This window comes from Paenibacillus sp. MY03 (genome assembly GCF_002165585.1).
Taxonomy (GTDB): Bacteria; Bacillota; Bacilli; order Paenibacillales; family Paenibacillaceae; genus Pristimantibacillus; species Pristimantibacillus agaridevorans.
The window spans coordinates 1-23,375 of the sequence record NZ_MXQD01000087.1; the positions used below are offsets into that span (position 1 = coordinate 1).

Below are 23,375 nucleotides of genomic sequence, written 5' to 3' on the forward strand. Positions count from 1 at the left end.
TGGGACGTTCCCCTATCCTGCGAACACTTTTGGGACCGCCTCAGCTGTCTCTATTGCGTCTAATCGTGCTTAGCTCACCGGCGGAATGCTGCGTTCGGGGTGAAAGGCTCCGATTTCATGGTTTTCCAAGGAGAAAGGGAACTTTCCTCCTTCGTACGCGGATTCGGGGTTAGGACGGCTGACGGGCTCAGGGCCCGAGACGCTAAGAATCCAGGCGGCGTACAAACGGCCGAGACCTCGCATCAGGGGCGGCAATAGCAGCATAAATACCAGGCCGACTCCGCCGGCAACCCATGAACGCTGGGCGGAGTTCATCTCCCATCCAAACAGTTCGTCGAATCTCCAATCGCTTGCGAACAAGTTAAAATCGAACAATCGCATGCTTACTTCGTAAGCTGCCGGCGAGAGCATGACCGCCAGAGCCGTAATGGGCAACACGATGGCGAAGGTGAACGCTGTTATGCCGATTGGCAGCTGCAGGATCCCGAACAGAATACCGCGATACGATCTGCCATCCTTCAGGACGGACAGCAGCCATGCCCGCCATCCCTGCTGTTCGCCGGCTGTCGCTTCCGAAGGAGCCGAGGCTTCGGGATATTCTTTTCCTTGCAGCCAGGCTGTCGCGTATCTCATCTCGCCTAGCATGATTGACCGGCAGAAGACCAGCGTTGCCGCCAGCAAAGGCAATCCGATCAAAAATACCGACAACGGCAGGCTTGCGGATAATCCCGCTACGATGATGACAAATGCCGCGATTCCTTTGGGGAGCGACAGGACAAGCATTTTCCACGCTATTAAGGCGCTGGGTTTTCTCATAATGGCAACCACGCTTTCTCGTTTTGTTGCTCTCATTGTAGCCCTTTTCTCTTAATAGAATCCTCCTCCTGACGAACGGAATGTTTGCCGGACTTAGGTCTAGTTCGAGAATCCGAATCGTCGTGCCGTGCCGATAGCATTTTATTTGCCTTTCATTTCAGTCTACGCCAGATATTCGCCCATGATCTCTTCGATATCGAATGGGGTGACCCCTCCATCGACCGCGAAGATCGACTCCGCCTGCTCCCTGTCTTCCACGATTTCGCCTCTAGCCACCGCATGGAGCCGGAACAGATCGTGCAAGTCCGGCTTTCTAAGCCTGCTCATCGCTTGACCCATTAGCGACATCCCCCGTTTGTTTCCCTCTACGTTATTGTTGTAGTCCGGGTGTCTCGCAAGAGCAAGGTCGCTCCAGATCATTACCCGCTCCGCCAAATCCAGAATGACGGGAATCGCAATCGTTGTATTCGCAGTCAAATCGATCTTGTCGACCACCGTAGACGGTTCGAAGATTTCTCCGGAACCCGGCTTCCTGCGTATCATCCACCCCGCAAAACATTCCGGCAAATCGCAAAACGGCTGCGCGGTGAAGGCTTGCAAAGCAGCGACCACGTACCGTCCGCCGTATTCGACGATCGATGGGATATGGAGATCGATAAATTCGCATGCGCCACTAGGAGCAGACACGATATCTCCGCTGTGAACGGCCAGATACTTCGAGGAACGCAGGTTCGTGTAGGAGATATGCTCGATATAGTTCCAATTGCGATCATATAGGACGGCAGACAAATCAATATCGACTCGTCCCGTCGGCCGTCCATCCACTACCCCTTCTTTCCACCAGTTAAAGAAGCGAACGGTATCCCCCTTGGGCATCGGGACCCGGCTCCCTCGAACGATCGTACGCAAAGCCTTGCTAGCCGAACGTTGGGAAAACGGAACGAGATACGTGCTTAATCGCTGATCAATGAACGTCTTACCCAGCGGGGGCAGTGCAGAGAAGCGGCGGATCAGTTCATGCTCGCATACGTCTACGATCGACTTGCATACCTCGCCTGGGATCTCGGGGAGCGCGTTAGGGATGACGAACGCTTTGGCTACATTACCTTTCGGAAAAAAAGTTCGCAGTCCGCGAAATTCCGTGCGATGTACGAAATGGCACTTCACCTGCAGCAATACCGGCGTCGAAATCTCATGGACGACTTCCTCAAAGGCGAGTATCACGTAATCCGCGTGTTCCGTCATACGCGCGAGTTGATCCAGCCTTCTGGCGAATTCGCCCGGACGTTGCATCAACAGATCGATCAGCGGCCAAACTTGCTTCCATTGGAATGCTAGTTCGACGCTGCCGCCATAAGTAGGGAACGGCTTATGATTACGCAGTATATCAAAGGCTTCATGGCACCGAGAGAATCGGTTCTTATATTCGGAAGGATGTAGAATTTCTCCAAGGCGAATCCAGCGCTGCTTATGTCTCAGCATATCTTCCGTAATGGGGTAACATTGTTCCAGCAGGGCGAGCAGCAGCTTTCTTTCCGGGCGCGTGAATTTACGGAATCGGGTTGCTTCGGCCAAGCTTACATCCCCGTCCGACCAAGCGACGGCCAACCGCAAAACATCGGTCGCCGTCTTTATGTATCGGCCGATCGCCTTCGGATCCGCTTTGCGATGCTTGAGAAGCGATCCTGCTACAAATGCGGCATTTTCCTTAAATGGAATTTCGGCAGGTAGAATCTCGTTTAACTCCTCTGCTCCGGCCTGTTGGATCGTTTTGTCGATATCCGTTTTGTCCGTCTCGGAAATCGAACCCTTGGCCTGCATAAGCTGATGAATCAAAACATGGAATTCTGCCTTCGTTCCCAGATCAATGACTTTAAGTTGGCCCTCCTCCGCTAGCGGCTGCCTGCTCTTACTATCGTACAGGGGAAGGTCTAGCGTAAAGTAATGATACAGGGCGTTTAAATACAGGTCAGCCTCGGATTCCTCCATCATTTGCGAGGGGAACCCCGGGTACATCGGCCGATATTCGACATGGGCTCCAACCATCTCTTTCAGATGAACGATTAACTCGTTATAAAATACGCCAAATGCATCCGACGGCATTGTGCTCACTTCACGGATTAAGCGGGGCGAGAAACGATATCCTAGGCTTTCGATATTTTTCGAAGCGGTAGCCAACCACGTCTTGGAGACGGGATCTCCGCTTAGCCTTTCCACCACTACCTTGTTTTTCCGGCGCAAATACATTCCATGGATCATCGTTAGCTCACCCCAATAAAAAAATCTTCAGGAAAGCTGCGCCCTAATTCGCCAATTTGAGTTAGAAGGAAGGATCGCAATAGCCTGAAGATCAGAGCCCTGAGCCGTAACTCTAGGGCCCTGATGAATGCATCATCTCATTTTTCCGTGGACCCGAACAGGGTAAATGTATTACGATCCATCCGCTCCATCTCTTTGACGATCAGCTACTCAATGCCTCTATGATGACCTGCTTGCTCCGCTTCGCTCGTATCTTCGCCGAGCACGTGGTTATCTTTTCAACACAATCGAATGAAAGCTTCCGGAATCCCATACCGTACCGGTTCCCCAGCCGTAGAAGCCTGCAGTCCCGTGATAGCTGCGAAAGAAATAGCCCTGCAACGCTTCTACCTGCGCCGGATCCACCTGAATGCTGGCAAATGGAATGACTTGAATCGATATCCAGCGATCCGTATGGACGGAGGTGTAGGCCTCCCATGCGCCGCTATAGCCACTGTCCTGCGCGGGTCCGCTGTATTCCAGCTTCAGCCCTCCCGGATTGTTGAAGAATACATAATAGCTGGAAGCGTCCGGCTCCCCCGTGATAAAGGTTTCATTATCATCATCCGCGCCACTGGCCCACCATTCGTTCGGGGCACTATCGCTGGTAATTAAGCCCTCGATGTTGCTGTCCATATTTTCATAGGCGACGTACAAATTCTCATCATCCCATAGCAAGTGGACTTTGGTCTCTACCGGAGCTGGCGTGGTCGAATTGATCGCATAGAAATCTCTGGCCGCCACCGCATCTGCCCATGGTCCTTGCGTGAAGTCTGTCGCGCCAACAATCGCTTCCTTCTCCGCAGTCGTATACACCGCTTCCGCCTGCAAGGACGGCATCTCGGTATATTGCGCTACCATCGCTTCAAACGTGGTTTTGATCGGCTCGATACGCGCCTGGATCGCAGCATCTGCAAGGCCCCAAGCCTGATCCAGCGCCGCCTGGGCTGCTTCGGCTATTCCTGCCTGAACGATATATTTGCCGATATACGTATTTGTGCTCGTATTGTAGGCAATCACATCATCATACATGTTCCAGCCTTGCTCGATTAGCGAATAATAGGTACCCATTGCGCCAGCGGCCGGTCCGAATACTTTGGTAATATAGTCAGCCTTAAGCTGTTCGATATTGGCATCCGGATTCCACATGAGCTTCTGGAATAGCCAGAACTGCAACGCATTAATGCCCCAATTCGGACCATTGGCGTCTACTACGCCTTCCGGGATAACGCCAGTCAAGCCAAGCTGCCGGTAATATTGCATATCAGCCTGCACTTTGGCGGCAATCGGGCGCTCATACTTATCGGACAAGAAGGAACCGTAGTAATTGTACATGACGATATTGGACGTCTTCTCCAGCCACCCAGCAAGCTTGGCTACATAGGCCCGGTTCGGATTAGACAGCTCCGGCGTATTGATCGGCTTCCGGTCATCACCCGAGATCGGGGCCAACACGATAATAATATTGTCTTCCAAGGCTATGCGCGGCGGCACCTCTGTGAAAAAATAAGCAAAGGTCGCAATCTGCACCCCCGGATTCGTCACCTTGACCTGGCGGGCGATTTTGTTCAAAAAGGTGTAAAAGACCGTCGATTTGTAATCTGCTTCATGCGGTTGAATCGTGATGCCATCCTCGGTCACGAACGGCTGGTTACTAAAGCCTGCCTGCTCGAAATAGTGCGTATCATTGATGCCGATGCCCACGACCTCAATCGGATTGTCCTCCAGGAAGGCGGCTACCCGTTCGGCAATAACGCCCGGCACATCAGGATGGTAGAAATTGATTTGCGTCTCATGCCCGACCGGCAGCGGGTCGCCGTTCGCGTCGGTGTTGTAATAATCCGGATGGTCGGCAAAGTAAGCTTCATTGGGTAGCCAGAATGCCAGATTATGCCCGATATTGAACGGCTTGATGCCCATCTTGCTGTGTTCCTGCCAGAGCGGCATATTCTCGAACTCGGCCAGCTTGCTGTTCAGCTTGTTGCGTGCCATCATCTGCTCGGAGCCCGGATCGGAATGGTATTCGCCGCTTGCTCCCAGCCCGGTGAGATGCCAGCCGCGCAGCCCGAACGGCGAGCGTTCGGAATAGTTAAAGGCTCCGATCGTGATTGTCGGCTGCTCTTCATAGACCGTCCCGATGGAAGTCGAACGGGTCCACAGAATGCCAGTATTTTTCTCCAGAAAATCATACACGCCGTTGAGCACGCCGCCTGGCTCCGCAGCCAAAATATACACGTCATTGCCTCGTTGCCTCACTGCAAAGCCGTCGCTGCCCTGCAAAGCTGCCAGGTCAGCCGCAAACAGCTGTGCCAGTTCGGGATAGGAAGCCGGTGTTCCCAAATGGATGCGCACCCGGCTGGCCGGGTCAAGCGGGACTGTTGCCGGGGCTACAGGCTGCAAGTCTTGCGGTCCTGGCAACTGTTGCGTACCCTGTTCACCGTCTCTGGCAACAGGGTCTGCGACAGAACGTCCTGCAGACGATTCTGGCGCTGACGCTTGGCCTTCCAGTTCCGAGCTTAAGGACAAGCTCACATTATCAATCCAGAGCGGATCGGTAATCGCATAGAAATAAACGAGGAAAAAGTTCGAGCCCGTAGCAGCCTGCGGCGTAAAGGTCCATTCCAGCAAGGTCCAATCCTCTGCGATCGGTCGTCCCTCCATTGGCGTGGCTGGCACGAGATCCGACCAGTCGGCGCCATTCTTCTCCATAAAGCTGGCCAACACTTGCTGCCCTGCCGCCTGGCTGCCCTTCACCCAAGCGCGCAATGTGTAGGATTCGCCTAGCTCCAGGCCGAATATGGGCTCCGTCCTTGCATAGGTCCAACCATCCGCCGGAATATTAATTCGCAGCGAAGCGCTGCCCTCATGCTTGACTTCCGTATCCCGCGCTCCTGAAGGGACATTCCAGTGCTCAGGGAGCGTACCGTCTGCCTGGGCGTTCTCGAAGCCGCCATTGGCAATCGCATTCGATACCGGCTCCGGCTCTGGCTCCGGTTCCGGTTCCGGTTCCTGTTGTCCAGACGTTGCTTTCAGCGTTATATCATCCACCCATACCGGGCCATTGTCATCCACGACAAACAGGTAGGCCCACACAAAATCCAACTGATTGCCAGCCTGAGGGGTATACGCCACCTCAATGCGAGACCATTCGTCAGTCAGGTCAAATATATATTGGGGCATCGGAATGGTAGACTGCCAATCTGCCGATATCTCCGTGAACTGTGCGACCACGCGCTGGCCAGTCGGCACACTCGCCTTCACCCAGGCTTCCAGCACGTATCGCTGGCCCGCCTGCAGCTTCAACTGCTGCTCGGTGCGCAGAATCGTATAGGGGGCGCTGAAGTTCATCCGCATCGATTGCTGCCCCGTCCGGGACACTTGGTTATCAATTCCACCGGATGAAATATTCCATCCTGTGCCAGAGCCAAGCTCGAAGGAGCTGTTCTGCAGCAAATTCCGGTCAAGGCGAACGGTTGCCGACAACGCCTTGACGGATTGCCCGCCTACAATTACCTCAATCGGGATGGTATGTACGCCATCTGCCGCATCCGCTTGAACGACTACCTCGCTAGCTACAGACAAGCTCTCGTGCGGGGCAAGCGTTATGTCGCCTCCGAACGAAGCGGTCACGTCGCCAACTGTCGGCGACTCCAGGCGAACAACGACTGTTGCTCCACTGTTGTTCATAATAGAGGCTTCGAGCGAGGCGATGCCGCTCTGTTGCAGATGCAGCTCTTCCTGCCACAGATAAGCACTGACCGGGCTGTCTGCCAAAGTCCCGCGCAGCTTCGGCAAGCGCGCTCCGCTGATCAGCTCAACGGTCTGCTGCAACTCTTCGGCAGCCAGCCGCTCCAGGTCGCCTGCATTCGGACGGACGATAATTTCCGCTTGCGGCAGCCCGTTCACGGTAATTTGTTTCTCCTCCTCTGTTGGCGCGTTCGGATTGCCTGGCGTTACCGGCGTCTCAGGGGTCTGCGGGCCTCCTGGCTCTTCTGTCTCTTGCTCGCCGCCTTCCTCCTCTGCCGCTTGTTCTCCCTCCGCTTGTTCTTCCTCCGCTCCTTCTTCCGTTAATGTAGCCTCGATTGCGACAAGCACGCGTTCCAGCAACACGATAACCTCTGCCCGCTTCATCTCTTGCGCGGGTCGGAAGCTCCCGTCCGGATAACCTTGAATCAACTGGCGGCTGATGACGGCCCCCACCTCGCTGGTTACCCAGCCTGGAATCCCCTCATAGTCGGTAAAGCCCGCCCAGCTAGCCGCGCCCCCCTCGTTGCTCCCGTCAGCGCCAGCAGCCGACCCGCCGCCTTCACCCTCCTCACCGACCAGCTCCTGTAGCAGCCGGGCAATAATTACGACTGCCTCCTGGCGTGTAAGGACACGCTGCGGCCGCATCGTGCCGTCGCCATAGCCACGCAAATAACCGGCAACGACAGCCGTCGCAATATCACCGTACACCCAATTTTCAGGGTTGACATCGGTGAATGGCGCTGCAAGCCCTTCAGCTGGCGGAACCGCCAGCCCGAAGGCACGGTTGATCAGCGCGGCCAGTTGGCCGCGCGTGAGCGACGCATCGGGCCGCAGCGAACCGTCCGGGTATCCTTGCAGCAAGCCGCGCTCCAGCCAGCTGCGCATCGTCGCCTCCGCCCAGTGGCCGCTATCGCCATTTGCAGTTCCCTCTTGCCGGGAAGGATTAAGGGCCCCTTCAGCACCTGCCCCATTGCTCTGGCCATCCTCGCCCGCAGCCCCGAACGCGGCCGATACGGACGATGCCAGCAGGCTGATAATAAGCGCCAGCATGGCAATGGTCCGCAACCCCTGAGGTTTGCTCTGCCTTAAGCTTCGCATGAAATTGCCTCCTCATTATTCGCAGTTTCTTGGCCAGGTCCATCGAGTATCCAGCCCATGACCAAAATAAAATTTTGCACATCAAACACATCCGCCACTTGCGGCTCGATTTCCCATAGCCAATCTTGCAGCCGCTGCCAGCTGTCATACCCTTGTTGCCTGTCTCCTGCATCATAGTGACGAAGAATATCCGTCATCGCAAGCCACAACTGCCTATGGTGCTCCAGATGGCGCCAGGACCGAGCCTGGACAGCGGACAAGCTTGCCAGATTTCGTCCGATAATTGGCTTGAATTGCTCCAATTCGGCCGTTACGCTCGCATAGCGCTCTAAATTGGCGAGCGGCTTGCCCAGTCCGCCTTCGAGATTGATCTGATCATAAAGTCGGGACAGAGTTTCCAGATAATTCCGACAATAAACCCCGTCTTTTCCGTATGCATGTGCATAGTAATCTTCTGCAAGCGCATCGAATGAGGCCGTGCGGTTCCATAGCGTGCTCCCCATAACCGTCATGGCAAACCCACTCGGGAAGCAGTTGCGCTGCACCAGGCAGCTCATATAGCCATTCAAGCCGAGACTGGCCAATGCCTGAATATCGGCATGCAAAATTTGGGCCAGCTTCATATGGCCGGGATCACGCTGCTGCGCCCACATCAGATGATAGTCGAAGTCGAAGCTGTCGCCGGTGAACCGGTCCTGCCATTGCGCCAAAAAGGCGATATTATCGGCGATGGTGCGCGGCAATTCAATTTGATTTCTGACAAAGGGGGGCAGTTCAGGCAATTCTCCTGCATCTGCGAACGATTGGCGATAGGTGCGTGTAATGGGAGCAAACATGAGCAGAAAGCGCGCCGAATGGGCGAACTGCTCCTGAAGCGGACGCCACAGCAGCTCCTGGTAAATCAGAAACACAATGCGCGTCGCAATGCCCAACTCCGACAGGCGCGCATCCAGCTCATTGAGCAGCAACACATACCAATCCGAAGGCGTCGTTGCCCTGCAGGCCAGACACTCGCATTGATTATTCATTCCGTCCGACAACCAGACATGCAAATAGTCGATTTCCGGATGGGCAGACGCATAAGCTGCTGCTTCATCGACAAACCGCTGGCGCGCGCGGGCGTTAGAGTAGCAGAGCTCTGTATCAAGCGGCACGCTTTTCCACAGCTTGCGCTCGCCGCCAACTTCAGCAATCATGGCAGCCAGCTCCGCGTCCGCCTCCCCTTGCCACTCGACCTGTTCCCAGCCCAGCCCCGGCAGCCCTAATGCGTTGCAGGTCCAGCCATGTCCGACCGAATGATAGAGCAACCCGCGCTTACGAATCTCTGCTACCGCCTGCTCCATAAAGGCCAGCGTATCCGCGACCTCGATTTTCTTATACCAACGCTCGAAAAATGTGAATGCTTCCCGAAACTGGATAAAGTAACTGTTCAATCCAAGCTTGGGCATCCAGTCGATCATCTCCAGCACATGCTCGATGCTGACAGCGCCCTCGAGGCAAATGCCGCGATGGCGGTACGATGCCTCCTCCTGGATGGCGACTGCGACAGCCGGCCAGACGATGCGGGGCAGATGCTCACCCGTCCGGCCCGGCCGAACCCAGCGGCAGCCCAGCGTATGCAAGTAACGGTATACAGCCATCAATACACTGCGCGGATTCGTGCCGGAGATGACCCCGGAGCCACCGTCTACGTCAATCGCGATGCCATCGGGCTGCTCGGCTGCTGCTGCCGTCCCGCCATCGCCCTGCATTCGGATCGCGATGCCCGGCAGCATGCCTGCCGCAGCCTCCGCTGCTCCAGCATGTACGACCTCGCGCCCGGTCATCGCTGCCAGGCATCTGCCTAGCTCCGCAGCGGCGAAGACAATGGCCTCATCACTGTTTTCTTGGAGGTGCAGTACAATTGCATGGCCCAGCTCCCCGTCTGCGCCTTTTTCGGTACGAATTTCCATATTCGCCTCCTGTCAACGCATTGCAACACCTATTGGGCACCCCACTGGTCCCGGTACTCCTGCGGCGTAATGCGATTCTGTTTTTTGAAAAAGCGGATGAACGCATGTGACGAATTGTAGCCTAATTCAGCCGCAATCGCGTAAACCTTCATATTGCTTTTTTTCAACAATTCCTTGGCTTTGCGGTCCCGGAATTCAATCATATAATCGGACAGGGCATTGCCTGTTATTTGCTTGTACAGCCGTGACAGATAAGAGGGATTCAAGTCCAGAAAGTCCGCGATCTGGATCAGGGAAAGGTTGGTGGAAATATTGCGCTCGACAAAAACATGTATTTTGCCCACAATGTCCCGTGTGCTTCGCTCCTGCTCATTGCGCGTCCACGCCATGATGCGATCTGCCGCTTGCAAGAAGAAGTCGTTCCACTCGCTCCAGGCAACAGCCGCGTCAAAATGGGCGAGCCTGCCCCAGTCTATCTCCCCTGCAAGCTCCCGCTCCAGCTCATACTTGTTAACGAATGACAGGAACAGAAAGGATAGAGCATGATACAGCTCCAGCTTGTGCAGCTGCGACATCTGCTCATTGGTAAATATAGCGGCCAGTTCCGCGTAGAGGGGATAATATTCGGCTTCGTTGCCGTTCTCCAGGTTGTTCATCAGCATCGGCAGCTTGGCTTGCAACTGGTAGTTGCCAGCCCCGTGGCCATGGCCCCCGCTGCCTTCTCGGTCGCCATGCTCTTGCTCGCCGGATTCCGGCCGGCCGTCAGTCAGCAATGTGCCGCGTTGGCCGCCGATGCCGCGCACTAGCAGGAACTTGAGCGCATGAAAGCGATCCGCAAGCTCATGCCAGTCGACAGGCTGGCTGCCGAGCACGAAGGAGATGGAGAGCTTCAGCAGCTTCTCGCATTGCGCCTGAATCATCTCCATTAGCCCGTTGACATGATGGACCGATCTTTCCCATTTGCCGGCTTCCGCACCTAGCGGCTGCAGAATCCAGACCATGCGCGATTGCTCATAGACGATGGAGATCAGTTGCATCGCCTCGCCGAGGAATTCTTCGGCAATATTTTGGACGGCGTAGACGAGCAGGGCTTTGTCCGGCGCTGCCGTCACCTCATTCCAATCGTCCACCCGGCAGATGAGCAGCAGTACAGGCAGCTCCGTGTTGAAGGGGAGCTGGATATGGGCAAAGTGCTCGCGCAGCACCTCTTGCCCAACCTTCTTGCCCTGCAGCAGGAACCATAAGTATTCCTGCTGCAAGGTCGGCAGGGCCAGCCGCATATGCGCTTCGGCCTTGTCGATCAATTGCCGTGCGCCATGCTCCTTGTCCAGTGCCTCGCAGGCTTTGCGGACCGACTGGATAATCGTTTCGTCATCCTCTGTTTTCAGGATGTATTCCAGCCCGCCCAGCGACATGGCGTCCTGGACATACTTGAAGTCGCTATGGCTGGTTAACAGAATGACCTTGCAGCCCGGCCAGTTGGTCCGGATTTGCCGCAGCAGCTCGATCCCGTCCATGCCCGGCATCAGAATATCGGTCATGACGATATCGGTACGATGCCGGCTCATTATCTCCAGCGCCTCCATGCCCGAATAGGCTTTGTAGACCTCCAGCGCCATGTCCGCCTGTTTCTCGAACATCTCGACCAGGCCATCGGTTATAATCGGCAAATCATCAACAATCAGCAAGCGGTACATCAGCCTTCACCTCCCTTATCCAGCGCCAGCCGCACGATCGCCTTCAATCCGCCCAGCGCCGACCTTGACAGAAATAATCCGTATTGCGGCCCACACATAATCTGGATGCGCCGGTGAACATTAATAATGCCGGTCGTATCCTCAATCCCTTGCCCGGATACCGCCAGCCGCTGGTTCAACTGCAGCAGCTGCTCATCACTTAATGCCGTGCCGCTATCTTCTACGATGATTGCCAAATCCTGTTCGGAGTAGCTGAAGTGGATCGCCAGCTCTCCCCCATGGACCATAGCTGTCGCGGCATGCTTGTAGACATTCTCTACAATCGGCTGCAGGATCAGGCGCGGTACCAGCTGCTTGGCATATTCGGGGTCCTGCTGTTCGAAGCGAATCTGGATGCGTTCCCCGTAGCATACCTTCTGCAGCTCCACATATGTCCGCGCATGCTTGATTTCCACCTCCAGCGGCACCTGGTCGGAATCGTCGCGTGTAATGAATTGAAAGTAATCGCCCAGATAGCGGCAAAAACGATACGACAGCTCCAGGTCCTCGGATTTGATCAGCCGGCATAACACGAAGAAGCAATTGTACAGAAAATGCGGGTTGATCTGGGACTGCAATCGCTTCAGCTCCGAGCGCTGGCTATAGATCTTTTGCTCATAGTTTTCCTGGATCAGCGTCTTCAGATGAATCGCTGTCTCATTATAGGCATGGTACAAATAACCGAACTCGTCCTGGCGCGGCGCGTGCGCGATCGGCTGGATATCGCCTGCGCGCATCCGCTTGAAGCCCATAATAAGCCCCTTCATCGGCCGATGGATCATTCGATAGATCGACATGGAGAAGAACAGGATAATAAATACCGACAGCACAGACACGCCGATAATCCAGTATTGATACTTATTGATCGGCCCGGACACATGGCTTTCCGGTACATAGCTGGCCAGATAGGTGTGCAAGACTGGCGAGTATTGATAGAAGACCAATTGGTCGTCATTGCCGAGCGGCAGCGTGGTGTGGCCTGCTGTCTCACCAGCCTTGGCCTGGGCCGCCAAATAGGCGCGTAGCTCGGGGAGGAACGGCTGCGCCTCCGTGCTGGCAAGGCTCCAGTCCTTTTCAAGGCTGATCAGCACAGCGTCGCCCTCAGGGATGCTGATCTGCTCGCTCAGCGCTTGCATAAGCCGCTTGACCGATATTTCCACCCCTACGACAAACAACGGCTCGCGCTGGGCAATAGCCGGATATTGCATACTGATGAATATGCGATTGTCCCAATAGATCAACGGGCGGTTAAAGGTGTTCGCACGCAGCTTCAGTGCTTCCAGCTCCGCATTATCGACCTTCGTATCATACTTCGAACTCAGGATGGTTCGCTCCAGCAACGGCACATAAGCACGCACTTCTTCAATATAAATGCTGTTGTACTTGATCAGGCTAATGCGCTGCTGCACAGCCTGGATGGCCTCGACTTTCTCGTAGTCGCTAATAATGTTGCCGTTGGTGCTGAGCGCCATCAGTTCCTTGTCAGCTACATATTCGGGAAGAATGCGCTGGACGCGCTCGATTTCATTCTCCAGCATGCTTAAATAGAAGGCATTGCGGCCGGATATCGACTGCGAGACTTCATTGCGAATGCTTTGAGCGCCTTTATGGTTAATGACCAGCGTAATGACATACAGCGGCATCAGTACGGCAACAAACGTCAGCAATAATTTGACAAATATTGATGAGCGGCTGGTAAACAAATGTGTGAGCGTATTCATGGCGATCCCCCTGCATCCTTAGTTCCCGCCCAAATTATAACGAGGTGCATCGTATAGCGCTGAAACAAGTTTTTTCATGCATAACTTTCTTTGAGCCGCTGCATCGATCGCTTCCTGTATCGCCGTGGGGACGGGGCCCCGTTTTATAGGAGGCGCGGAATCCGTTAGACGCCCCTCCAATCCACGTTATAATTTTAACGCGGATTGGAGGATAACGGCTAGGAAAGTTTGAAAAATCCCATAGTTACAGGCTTTTCAGTTAATCCTCGTTATAATTACGCAGGAATGCAGGCTGCATCCAAATAACCTCGGTCTGCTTCTTCTGATACTGTTTATTCGCCTGCAAGGATGGATAATCGCCAAATTCTTATTCTTTGACACTGCCGAGAACAATGCCCTTAATGAAAAACCGTTGCAAGAACGGATATACGAGCAGGATCGGCAAGGAAGCGACGAAAATCTGGGCAGCCGCACTCGTACGATCAGAGATTAGCCGCAGCAATTCGATATCCTCCGAGCTCATGAAGCGCATATCGCGCTTGATCACGATGGTCTGGAGAAAGGTCTGAAGCGGGTAATTCTCCGGGCGGTTCATCAGAATCAGCCCGTCAAACCAGCTGTTCCAATGGCCCACCATCGTGAACAAGCCGACTGTAGCGAGCGCCGGCTTGGATAGCGGCACAATAATTTGCCACAACACCCGGAATTGTCCGGCGCCATCCATGCGCGCCGACTCATCAAGCTCCTTGGGCAAGCCTCGGTAGAAGTTCAGGAGCAGAATGACATTGAAGACGGCAAGCGCACCAGGTAGCACAAGAGCCCAAATCGTGTCCATCAAGCCCAACTGACGAATGGTCATGTACCATGGCACAAGCCCGCCGCCGAACAAAATTGTGAATACAAAATACCACGCATAGACGGTGCGGAATTGAAAGGCATGGGTTTCCTTGGAAAGCGGATAAGCGGTTATGACGGTGAGGAACAGGCTGAGTGCCGTCCCCAGCAATAGCCGTTCAACAGAGATCAGGAAGGCTGCGCCGTATTCAGGCTTGGATATAATATTCTGGTACGCCGCCACATTGAATTCCACGGGCCATAGCCCTACCTGTCCGGCCGAAGCCGCAGCGCCGGAACTTAGCGACAAGGCCAGCATATGGACAAGCGGCAGCAGGCACAGCAGGGAAAGCATCGCAAGAAACGTATAATTGGCGATAAGAAACAGTTTTCTGCTAATCGTAGTTTGGCCTAACACAACAAAGTCCTCCTCCTCAACGTTTAGAAAATACGATAACCAGCGAATCGATAGGCTAGCGTGTAGGAGATGGCAATTAAGATCAGGGCTACAAACGACTTCAGCAGGCCTACTGCAGTCGCTAGGCCGTATTGCACCTGCTCGAAGCTCAGGCGATACACGAATGTATCAATAATATCGCCACTTTCGTAAACAATCGGGCTATACAAGTTGAATATTTGCTCGAAGCCTGCGTTCAGAATGTTGCCGATGCTGAGTGTAGCGAGAAGCACGATAATCGGCAGCATGCCCGGCAGTGTAATATGCCAGGTCTGCTTCCAGCGCGTTGCCCCGTCGATCTGCGCCGCCTCATACAAGGCCGGGTTGATGCTCGTCAGTGCAGCCAGGTAAACAATGGTGCTGAACCCGAACTCCTTCCACACATCGGAGATGACCAACGTGTATGGAAACCATTCATTGCTGCCCAGGAAGAAGATCGGCTGTATCCCGAACCAGCCCAGCAGTTGGTTGACCAACCCTGAGGAGGGGGACAGCAGGTCGATGAGAATGCCTCCCAGCAATACCCAGGACAGAAAATGCGGCAAATAGATCATCGTCTGCACCGTGCGCTTGAAGCCTTCCTTGCGTACCTCGTTGAGCAGAATAGAAATTGTAATCGGCACAATCAGCCCGGCTATGACTTTCATGATGGCAATAAACAGGGTGTTGTACATAATGCGCTGAATATCCGGATATTGAAACATATAGCTGAAATTATCCCAGCCCACCCAAGGGGAATGAAAAATGCCTTTGGTTGGGATAAATTTCTGGAAGGCTATCGTAATGCCAGCCATTGGTATATAGCTAAAAATGAAGGCCGCGATCACACCTGGCAAAACCAGCACATGCAGCGACCACTCCTTGCGAAACCGTTTAAGCATTCCCATCGTCCGAACTCCTTTAGCCAGAAGAAGGGCGGCTCATACTTGATGCTGCGCACCCTGAACCATCCGTCTTCTCCGGCCTACATTGCTAGTTGCCCACGCTCGTGTACCACGCATTCACTTCTTCTGTCATTGCCGTACCGCCGAGCCGCTGCCATTCTTCCACAAATTTGTCGAACTCATCAATGGATACCTGATTCATGACAATCTTCGTAAAGACCTCATTCATCTTCGCATCAAGCACTGGCAGCTTCTCGGTCATGACTGGACCTGGCGTACCATAGAAGGCGTTGAAGTGGTATCTGTCGGTTTGCAAATAATCATACATAATTGCGAAGGCGCCATTCGGCCCTGAAATCGGATACTCTGCCCACTCCGACACCTCGCCGTCCAAATACTTCATAATTTTGCCGAAGCGATTCGGCGCTTCCAGGCCGGTCAAGGCAGAGCCGTCTTTGGCTTCCACCGCTTTCGGCACGGACTCCCCTAGCATGACATTCTCGATTTGCGAGAATGCGCGCACCGGACTCAGCTTCCAGTAGCTGGCCGCTTCTTCATTCTGAAGGAAATACACTTCGTCCCCTTCCACCGGCACTGTATACGCCTGCACCCATTTGTTCAGCAACTCAATTGCGGCCTCGGGATGCTTCGCGTTCTTGGACACGACATAGTACCCGGATACGCCTAGCTCAATCTGCGACAGGGTAGGATCTCCATCAATCGAGGTAATCGGATACGGCCACCAATCTTGCACCAGTTTGCCTTCCTTCACTGCATTATCGAACAACGGGTATGCGCTAAGCCAGAACGGTCCGTAGACAACGCCTACTTTGTTCGCAGCCAGCAATTCATTGGCTTTCACCAAATCCTTAACCGCGAATTCGGTATCCAGATGCCCGGCAACATACATATCCTGCAGTTGCTTGAGCGCTTGCTTCATCTGCGGCTGAATGCTGCCGAATACAAGCTCGCCCGCTTCATTCTCCACCCATTGGTTCGGATACGCATGGTAACTATTAAAGAAGCCTTTAATATCAAAGGTGGCATCATTCAAAAAGTCCTTCGTCAATGGAAGCGCATACGATTTGCCTGTGCCCCCCGGATCTTGGGTCGCGAATGCTTCGGCAATCGCCAGCACATCCTGCATCGTCTGCGGTTCAGGAAGGTTCAACTGCTTCAGCCAATCCCGGCGAATCCATACTTGCGTCGAAGCGCCGTAAGGGCCATTCGTCGCCGGAATCGCCATCAGCTTGCCGCCGATTTTAGCCGAATCCAGCTGAGTACCGCCATCGCCCATAATATAGGCTTTGGTCTCCGGTGTCGCGTGCTGCTCGTACACCTCGGTCAGATCCATAATCATATCGGCTTCGACGAGCTGCTGCAGTTGGGCCATCGTCACTTGCATAAGATCGGCGATATCATTTGAAGAAATGCTCATTTGCAGCTTTTGCTGGTATTGGGTGGCGTCCGCTACCCAAATATTTTTGATGCGAATGCCTAGATCGCGTTCGATAGCATCATAGACCGAATTCTTATCCATGCTCTCCCCGGGCAAAAACTTGATATCTGCCGCGCTCTCCCGGAACATGGTCAATTCAATCGGTGTCGTCCGTTCGCCGCCATCTCCCGATGCTTCTGTGTTGTTGCCGTTATTCGTGCCATTGCCTGCAGGTTCATTCTCCTTGTTGCCGCTGTTGCTGCATGCAGCCAAAAACACCAGCACTACAATCATCAGCCATGGCAATATACGCTTGCTGCCCATCGATTAGCCCCCAATTCGTTGATATATTGTGCACTATCCCATTATATAACCGGATATCCGGCAGCCTCTATACACTTGATTTTACTTTCATGGACAGTTCATTACCTGATTTTGCCCTGGAGCTGATGTTGGATTACAACACCGTATAACAACAGTTGACATAAAAGGTATTTTATTCTTTATTATCAACTTTCCATCTTGCTGCTCGGTATCAAGCGCTTGGCCTTCCGGGCAAGCACAATGATGCATTTTCCAGTTGCCGGCTGCCGGCAAGCCCGACAATTCGAGCTCATACACATCATCCAGCGAATGATTGGCAATGGCGACAATCTGTTCATCCTGCGTGCGATAGCCATATACGGCTACATGCGGTGCCTGGCTAACTGCCATCAGCGGCGAGATTGCGGAGCGCCAGGCCAAAAACTGCTGAATGATTGCCCTGCGTTGCGGATTCAACAGGCCATAGGGGTTCTCCTGCCGATAAGGAAGGATCAGCACGCCCTCGTTCGCAATCACCATCCCCGGGAACAAGGCCTCTCCGTCCGGCCTGCACACCGTCGTCAGCACCGTGGCCGCATCAGCCTCATACTCGACTTCCAAGCAAGGCGCCATGCTCAAGTAAGGGCGCAGAATACCGTGGTCCATGCCGGCGCAATGCCCGTTGTTGCCAATCTGCTCATAGGACTGCAGCTCATGCCAGCGCACACGCTTGGCGCCGCACAGCCGGCCAAGACCCCGCTCCACCAGCACCTCTACTGCCAATCCATCCAGCAGCACGCAGTTGTTCGCAAACAGGCTGGCAATCTGCTCGTTCGAGATATTGCGCAAGACTTGGCCTGCAATCGCGACCGGTTCAGTATTGCCCGGCAGCTGGGTAACAAAACGATTCGCGATGCCATAAGCCGAAAGCAGGCTGCTCCAGAACGTTTCCTGCGGATACAGACCGGCCATCGACGCGTCGCCGCCCGTATGCAGCGTATACGCGGATAACTCGTTCACAAGCACCTGTACGCCCTGCATATTGTGTTGTTGCAGCGGCATCCCCGCCACTGCCTGCAAATAAGGCTTCAGCGGCTTCAGCCACCGCTCGGCCTGCTCAGTCTTATATATGCCATTGCCCGCCATATCCACAATATTGAGCGTGATGCCGCTGCTGCCGAGCAGCAGCGCCGTCTCGAGCTGGTACTGCTGGAAGCGATCCGACTTGGCAAATCGCGTATAAGGCACATTTTCCAGCTCCGGGTACAGTTCAGTCCCTTCCGGCAACAGTGCTGCCGTCAGCATCGATACGGCATGGAAGTGCCAGGCGTAATGCATGCCGCTGGTTTCCATATATGCGGGCAGATGCGGGCGTACAATTACTGCCGGCTCGCCTCCCGGTCCGCTAAGCGCTGCCATCAGCCCGTGCCAATCGCGCGCCTCCGCCGCATGGACAGCCGGGTCGCTCGACATCAGGCCCACCTTCGCCTGCGGCGCCACGTCATGAATTACCTGTTCCAAGAGCGCGGCAAGCTCCACTATCGTGCTGCGGCAGCAATCCAACCATACCTGGCGGTACGGGTGGGGATCGCCAGGCGCCAGCACCCCTGCCAGGAACGACTCGCGCTCCAAGCTGTCCACCCCCGCCCTCTGGGCATAGAGCTGCATATGCGCCTCGCAGAAGCAGCCGCCCCACTCCAGCGGCGCGTGATTATGGAAGCGAAAATCATCCTCCAGCCATAAGGTGCGCGGCCGCAATGCGGCATACTGCCTGTATCGGGCAACGATATAAGCCCGCCATTCTGGACAGAGCGGGCAGACCGCTACCTGTGATTCCGTACCCCTCACATCCACCATCCGCCGAAATGGCTGATCAGGCAGCAATTGGTTGCCTGCCGAGTCATGGATCATCGTGTTCAAGGGATTGATCGATACCGCCACCCCTAGCGCCTCGACCGCGGGCTTCGCCCGCGCGATAGCATCCAGCCACGCTGCCGCCTCCGCTTCCGTCACATGACGCAGGTTCATCGGATCAATGAAAAACATCACCTCATCGATCTGCGCCTCCCGGCAAAATGCCAGCAAATCCTGCAGCCTCTGTTCCTCCAGATGCCCTGGCTTCAACACAAACCGCAATTTATAAGCAAAACTTCCCATATCGCTCCCCCTTCTGCAGGCATGCCTGTTGCCGTTGCATCGCCTTGCAGACAGTATAAGGAACTTAAGTGGCGCAGCTCTATAACCTTCTCTTTACTTTTATCGACAATTGTTTACCTGGCCGTGCGGACCAGCAGACTAGAAAATGCTGCCCAGCTGCGATACTCCCGCGGCGAGCTTGATCTGTTTATGATCACCGTTATTTACACCGCAACCCGTTCAAAGCTATACTTACAAAACGATGCATGGAGGGGAAGGAACAGAGACAATGAGTGCAAGGGAACAACTGGAGAAAAATCAAGTATGGCTTTATGCGATTATACTCTTGATTGCAGCAGGAACAGGTTTGATATGGCCGCATGCAAGCGGTCATTTGGATCGTTCCATTTCGATCGTGCTTGCCATCTTAATGTTTGGTATGTTTACGCAAATACCGTTCCTTCGTCTAAAAGAATCCTTAACGAATCGACAGTTTATTTACGCTCTTTTCATCATGAATTACATAGCTGTGCCCCTCATTGTTTGGGGGTTAACTCGGTTTCTTCCGGCCGACCCGGCCCTTTTATTAGGCGTATTTCTAGTTTTGCTTACACCCTGCATAGATTACGTCATCGTTTTTACACATCTTGGCCGCGGGGACGAGAAACTTATTCTGGTTGCAACGCCTTTGCTTTTTGTTTCTCAAATGATATTGCTGCCCTTTTACCTCTGGATATTCATGGGGAATCAAACAGCTGACGTTGTGAGGGCGCAGCCCTTTCTGGAGGCTTTTTTGGGTCTCATCGCGGTCCCTCTGCTCCTTGCTCTTCTAACGCAGCTATGGGCGAAAAGGCAGCCGCGCGGCATCGTATTTCTTGACGCCGCAGCATGGCTGCCGGTTCCTTTTATGGCGCTGACGTTATTCGTCGTCGTAGCTTCGCAAATCAGCAAACTATACGAATCCATCAATTATATCAGTCAAGCCATTCCCGTCTACGTTGCTTATATGATCATTGTCCCGCTAGTCGCCCGCTTCGTTGCGCGCGTCTTCCGGCTGGATGTCGGAGCAGGGAGAGCGCTGATCTTTAGTAGCGGGACACGCAACTCCCTGGTCGTCCTGCCTTTTGCGCTTGCATTGCCCGAACCATTAAACGGGTTGGTGTCGGCCGTAATCGTCACTCAAACCATTGTAGAGCTTGTAGGGGAACTTATTTACATCCGCGCTGTTCCCGGGATTCTGCTGAGAGACAGGCACTAGAGCATCGACTTCGCTAACAAACGTTCAGCCGCTTCGACCGTATGTTTGAGCAATGCAGCAATAGTGACGGGTCCAACGCCAGCCGGAACGGGCGTTATCGCGGAGGCGTTCTCCAGACAAGCTTCATAATCGACATCTCCGATATTCCCTTTGTTGTAGCCCGCATCGACGACTACGGCTCCTGGTTTGATCCAATCGCCTTGGACGAAATTCGGCTTGCCAACGGCGGCTACGACAATGTCGCCTAATCGAACTAGTTCCGGGAGCTTGGCCGTTTTCGAGTGGCAAACGGTTACCGTCGCATTTCTGTTCAGAAGCATAACGGATACCGGTTTCCCAAGGATCGGACTTCTTCCAATTACTACGGCATGTTTTCCTTCAATCGGAATATTGTAGTAATCCAAAATGGCGATGATCGCGGCTGGCGTACACGAAGGAAAATCGGCGAAACCAAAGGCGTTCTGAGCGAATCCTATCGTGGTTACGCCATCTACATCCTTTTCTATTCGGATTGCCTCGAATGCAGCCCTTTCGTCAATATGATGAGGAACGGGATGCTGCAACAAGATGCCATGAACACGGGGATCATCGTTAAGCTTGTTTATTTCCGCAATCAGCTCTTCTGTCGTGGTAGTCGAAGGAAGTTCAACACGGATGGAGTGTATACCAAGTCTGGCGCATGCATTTCCTTTCATTCGGACATAAGTCGCTGACGACGGATCGTCGCCAACCAGAATGGTTGCCAGACACGGGACAATTTCTTTCTCGGAGAGACGTTTGATTTGTTCGACTAATCCCTCCTTCATAGCGGCCGCAACGCGATTACCGTCCAAGATCAACTTTTCTTCTTTCATGCCATCAGCCCTTTCTGCTTCTGTTCAAACATAAAAAGGCAAGGGGATAATCCCCTTACCTCTGCCCAGGCGTTCGGCCGTATAAAATATGTGCTCCCTCGTGGTACCCCACGTTACGCCAGTCACACACACCCTTAATCTAGCTCCATTATAGTCCGAACTTTCAAATAACTTCAAGCATTTTGTTTACTTTATTGCCGGTCGCCAGGACCGGCTGCTGATTCATCTATTGTCTCCCCATGTTTCGCATAAGGAGGCGCGCATGCTCCATCGTCTGTTCCACGATTTCTGCTGCCCCGCGTTCTTTGGCTAATCGGAGTCCTTGCCCGGCCCAGAGAGACATAAGCTCTGGATTATTGGCTTTGGAAGCCGCCTGGCGAATTTCTCTCGTCATTGCATGCTGAATCGGATAGTCGGGGATTTCCCCTTGATAGGTACGCATATCCGTTATGTAATCCGTCAAAATGCCGCGCGCCGCTTTACCCGAATAGGCGGATGTGACCTCGGTGGCATCTTCGCTGGATGTAAGAATCCTACCTTTGTAGACGGTATGTGCGCCGCTCTCATGGCTTGCCAAAAAAGCGGTTCCCATCTGCACGGCGGAAGCTCCCAAAACGAGGCTTGCTGCAAGCCCGCGACCATCCATAATGCCTCCCGATGCGATAATCGGAACCGAAACATGATCCGCGATCTGAGGCACCAAAGCCATAGTACCTATCAGAGCGTCGGTCTTACTCGGCAGAAACGTCCCCCGATGTCCTCCCGCTTCGCTTCCTTGCGCCACAATCGCGTCTACTCCGGCGGATTCCAGTTTAATCGCTTCTTCGACCGTCGTTGCCGTGCCGATGACATTAATCCCATGCAGCTTCATGGCTTCCATGATGTCCTGAGACGGTATGCCAAACGTGAAACTAAACACGGAGACATTTTCTCCCATCACGGCTTGCGCTTGCTCTTCGAACGACTCCGCGTACTTGGGGATTGGCGGATTGGTCACAATACCTGCCTCTATGCGATATTTATCAAGATGATGGTTCATTCGAGCAATGGCGTCTGCAGAAGTAGTCGGCTGCGTGGGGACAAACAAGTTGACGCCGAAGGGTCGATCAGTCCTTTGTTTGACTTCCCGAATCGTTTGCCTGATTTGTTCCGGCGAAAGATAACCTGCCCCGATGCTCCCAAGTCCTCCGGCGTTTGATACTGCAGCAACCAGTTCCGGCGTCGAGGGACCACCGGCCATTGGCGCTTGCAATATAGGGTATTGAATGGCGAGTCGGCGTGTCAGTTCGGTTTCCATGCTCTTCCTCCTCTACTATTTGCGCCAAAATGTTGTGCAGTCCGCCTTATCATGGATATTAAACTCGATCATTTTCTCTAATAAGCCGTAGTCAAACGGACGGTTCCACTTAAAGCGAACCAGCTCTTTGGTATGATCGTGTCCAGCTTGTACAATTTCATCTGCAAAATAGTTCATGCCTGCTCGCTCAGGCGCAACAGCCATATGCTGTTTGGACACGCTGAAGCCTATAATAAAAGTGTCGTGGTCGGTGAACATCGGCTGATTCCAAGCCAGCTTAGGCACCAACTCCGGGAACTTCTCCTTCACCCAGGCAAATACCTCTTCCACCCGTGCCCGGTGCTCCGGGTTTCCGATGCCATCCAAATATTCCGCAAATGCTTCCATGTATGATTCACTCCTTCAAAAAAGATAAGATACGCTCCTGCGCTTCGAGTCTTCAATCGTATACTGACATATAACTTTGCCGAATTCAACCTCCTATACATGCTTATGTGATTAAATAAAAGGAAAAACTCCACTAGCGTTGCATCAAAGCTTACACTT

The 23,375-nt window shown here is 53.7% G+C and carries 14 protein-coding genes and 1 riboswitch; of the genes, 1 reads left to right on the top strand and 13 read right to left on the bottom strand.

What is annotated here, in order from left to right:
• Positions 1–69: 69 nt before the first annotated feature.
• The 10 genes from B1748_RS35380 to B1748_RS35425 all read right to left on the bottom strand — a co-directional run bounded on the left by B1748_RS35380 (position 70) and on the right by B1748_RS35425 (position 19,441).
• Positions 70–852 (bottom strand): sensor domain-containing protein, encoded by a 783-nt coding sequence (locus tag B1748_RS35380; protein WP_087572673.1) that lies wholly within the window; start codon positions 850–852, stop codon positions 70–72.
• Between the two features lie 126 nt (positions 853–978).
• Positions 979–3,075, bottom strand: a complete 2,097-nt coding sequence (locus tag B1748_RS35385) for a TerD family protein (RefSeq protein WP_087572674.1) — start codon at positions 3,073–3,075, stop codon at positions 979–981.
• A gap of 270 nt (positions 3,076–3,345) precedes the next feature.
• Positions 3,346–7,959: a DUF4838 domain-containing protein gene (locus B1748_RS35390; protein ID WP_087572675.1), complete on the bottom strand. Its 4,614-nt coding sequence runs from the start codon at positions 7,957–7,959 to the stop codon at positions 3,346–3,348.
• Positions 7,947–9,911: a DUF4838 domain-containing protein gene (locus tag B1748_RS35395; RefSeq protein WP_087572676.1), complete on the bottom strand. Its 1,965-nt coding sequence runs from the start codon at positions 9,909–9,911 to the stop codon at positions 7,947–7,949. Before B1748_RS35395 ends, B1748_RS35390 begins: the two co-directional genes overlap by 13 nt.
• A 29-nt stretch (positions 9,912–9,940) precedes the next feature.
• Positions 9,941–11,608, bottom strand: a complete 1,668-nt coding sequence (locus B1748_RS35400; protein ID WP_087572677.1) for a response regulator transcription factor — start codon at positions 11,606–11,608, stop codon at positions 9,941–9,943.
• Positions 11,608–13,368, bottom strand: a complete 1,761-nt coding sequence (locus B1748_RS35405; protein WP_087572678.1) for a sensor histidine kinase — start codon at positions 13,366–13,368, stop codon at positions 11,608–11,610. The genes B1748_RS35400 and B1748_RS35405 overlap by 1 nt, the downstream gene beginning before the upstream one ends.
• 367 nt (positions 13,369–13,735) lie before the next feature.
• Entirely contained in the window at positions 13,736–14,557 is an 822-nt protein-coding gene (locus tag B1748_RS35410; RefSeq protein ID WP_087572686.1) for a carbohydrate ABC transporter permease, read from the bottom strand.
• An 86-nt stretch (positions 14,558–14,643) separates the two neighbouring features.
• Positions 14,644–15,546: an ABC transporter permease gene (locus B1748_RS35415; protein WP_087572679.1), complete on the bottom strand. Its 903-nt coding sequence runs from the start codon at positions 15,544–15,546 to the stop codon at positions 14,644–14,646.
• Between the two features lie 85 nt (positions 15,547–15,631).
• Positions 15,632–17,305, bottom strand: coding sequence for an extracellular solute-binding protein (locus B1748_RS35420; protein ID WP_087572680.1), 1,674 nt, complete (start codon positions 17,303–17,305; stop codon positions 15,632–15,634).
• An 87-nt stretch (positions 17,306–17,392) separates the two neighbouring features.
• Positions 17,393–19,441, bottom strand: a complete 2,049-nt coding sequence (locus B1748_RS35425; protein ID WP_087572681.1) for a hypothetical protein — start codon at positions 19,439–19,441, stop codon at positions 17,393–17,395.
• A 268-nt stretch (positions 19,442–19,709) separates the two neighbouring features.
• Here B1748_RS35425 and B1748_RS35430 point away from each other — a divergent pair, with 268 nt between their 5' ends.
• Entirely contained in the window at positions 19,710–20,678 is a 969-nt protein-coding gene (locus B1748_RS35430) for an arsenic resistance protein (protein ID WP_087572682.1), read from the top strand.
• Here the strand turns inward: B1748_RS35430 and B1748_RS35435 are convergent.
• From B1748_RS35435 to B1748_RS35445, 3 genes are all read right to left on the bottom strand, one after another.
• Positions 20,675–21,532, bottom strand: coding sequence for a bifunctional 5,10-methylenetetrahydrofolate dehydrogenase/5,10-methenyltetrahydrofolate cyclohydrolase (locus B1748_RS35435; protein ID WP_087572683.1), 858 nt, complete (start codon positions 21,530–21,532; stop codon positions 20,675–20,677). The two genes, B1748_RS35430 and B1748_RS35435, sit on opposite strands and share 4 nt — an antisense overlap.
• Positions 21,533–21,588: 56 nt before the next feature.
• A riboswitch (ZMP/ZTP riboswitch) is annotated at positions 21,589–21,668 on the bottom strand.
• A 90-nt stretch (positions 21,669–21,758) separates the two neighbouring features.
• The gene (locus B1748_RS35440) at positions 21,759–22,829 is read right to left on the bottom strand and encodes an NAD(P)H-dependent flavin oxidoreductase (protein WP_087572684.1); all 1,071 of its coding nucleotides are present in this window, start codon (positions 22,827–22,829) and stop codon (positions 21,759–21,761) included.
• Between the two features lie 15 nt (positions 22,830–22,844).
• Positions 22,845–23,216 (bottom strand): iron chaperone, encoded by a 372-nt coding sequence (locus B1748_RS35445; RefSeq protein WP_087572685.1) that lies wholly within the window; start codon positions 23,214–23,216, stop codon positions 22,845–22,847.
• Positions 23,217–23,375: the final 159 nt, after the last annotated feature.

Excerpts from the sequence above, each read along its gene's own strand:
- B1748_RS35410 (WP_087572686.1), bottom strand. The coding sequence starts at position 14,557 with ATGCTTTCCCTGCTGTGCCTGCTGCCGCTTGTCCATATGCTGGCCTTG.
- B1748_RS35430 (WP_087572682.1), top strand. The coding sequence starts at position 19,710 with ATGAGTGCAAGGGAACAACTGGAGAAAAATCAAGTATGGCTTTATGCG.
- B1748_RS35380 (WP_087572673.1), bottom strand. The coding sequence starts at position 852 with ATGAGAGCAACAAAACGAGAAAGCGTGGTTGCCATTATGAGAAAACCC.
- B1748_RS35445 (WP_087572685.1), bottom strand. The coding sequence starts at position 23,216 with ATGGAAGCATTTGCGGAATATTTGGATGGCATCGGAAACCCGGAGCAC.
- B1748_RS35390 (WP_087572675.1), bottom strand. The coding sequence starts at position 7,959 with ATGCGAAGCTTAAGGCAGAGCAAACCTCAGGGGTTGCGGACCATTGCC.
- B1748_RS35395 (WP_087572676.1), bottom strand. The coding sequence starts at position 9,911 with ATGGAAATTCGTACCGAAAAAGGCGCAGACGGGGAGCTGGGCCATGCA.
- B1748_RS35435 (WP_087572683.1), bottom strand. The coding sequence starts at position 21,532 with ATGAAAGAAGAAAAGTTGATCTTGGACGGTAATCGCGTTGCGGCCGCT.
- B1748_RS35425 (WP_087572681.1), bottom strand. The coding sequence starts at position 19,441 with ATGGGAAGTTTTGCTTATAAATTGCGGTTTGTGTTGAAGCCAGGGCAT.
- B1748_RS35405 (WP_087572678.1), bottom strand. The coding sequence starts at position 13,368 with ATGAATACGCTCACACATTTGTTTACCAGCCGCTCATCAATATTTGTC.
- B1748_RS35400 (WP_087572677.1), bottom strand. The coding sequence starts at position 11,608 with ATGTACCGCTTGCTGATTGTTGATGATTTGCCGATTATAACCGATGGC.
- B1748_RS35440 (WP_087572684.1), bottom strand. The coding sequence starts at position 22,829 with ATGGAAACCGAACTGACACGCCGACTCGCCATTCAATACCCTATATTG.
- B1748_RS35420 (WP_087572680.1), bottom strand. The coding sequence starts at position 17,305 with ATGGGCAGCAAGCGTATATTGCCATGGCTGATGATTGTAGTGCTGGTG.
- B1748_RS35415 (WP_087572679.1), bottom strand. The coding sequence starts at position 15,546 with ATGGGAATGCTTAAACGGTTTCGCAAGGAGTGGTCGCTGCATGTGCTG.
- B1748_RS35385 (WP_087572674.1), bottom strand. The coding sequence starts at position 3,075 with ATGATCCATGGAATGTATTTGCGCCGGAAAAACAAGGTAGTGGTGGAA.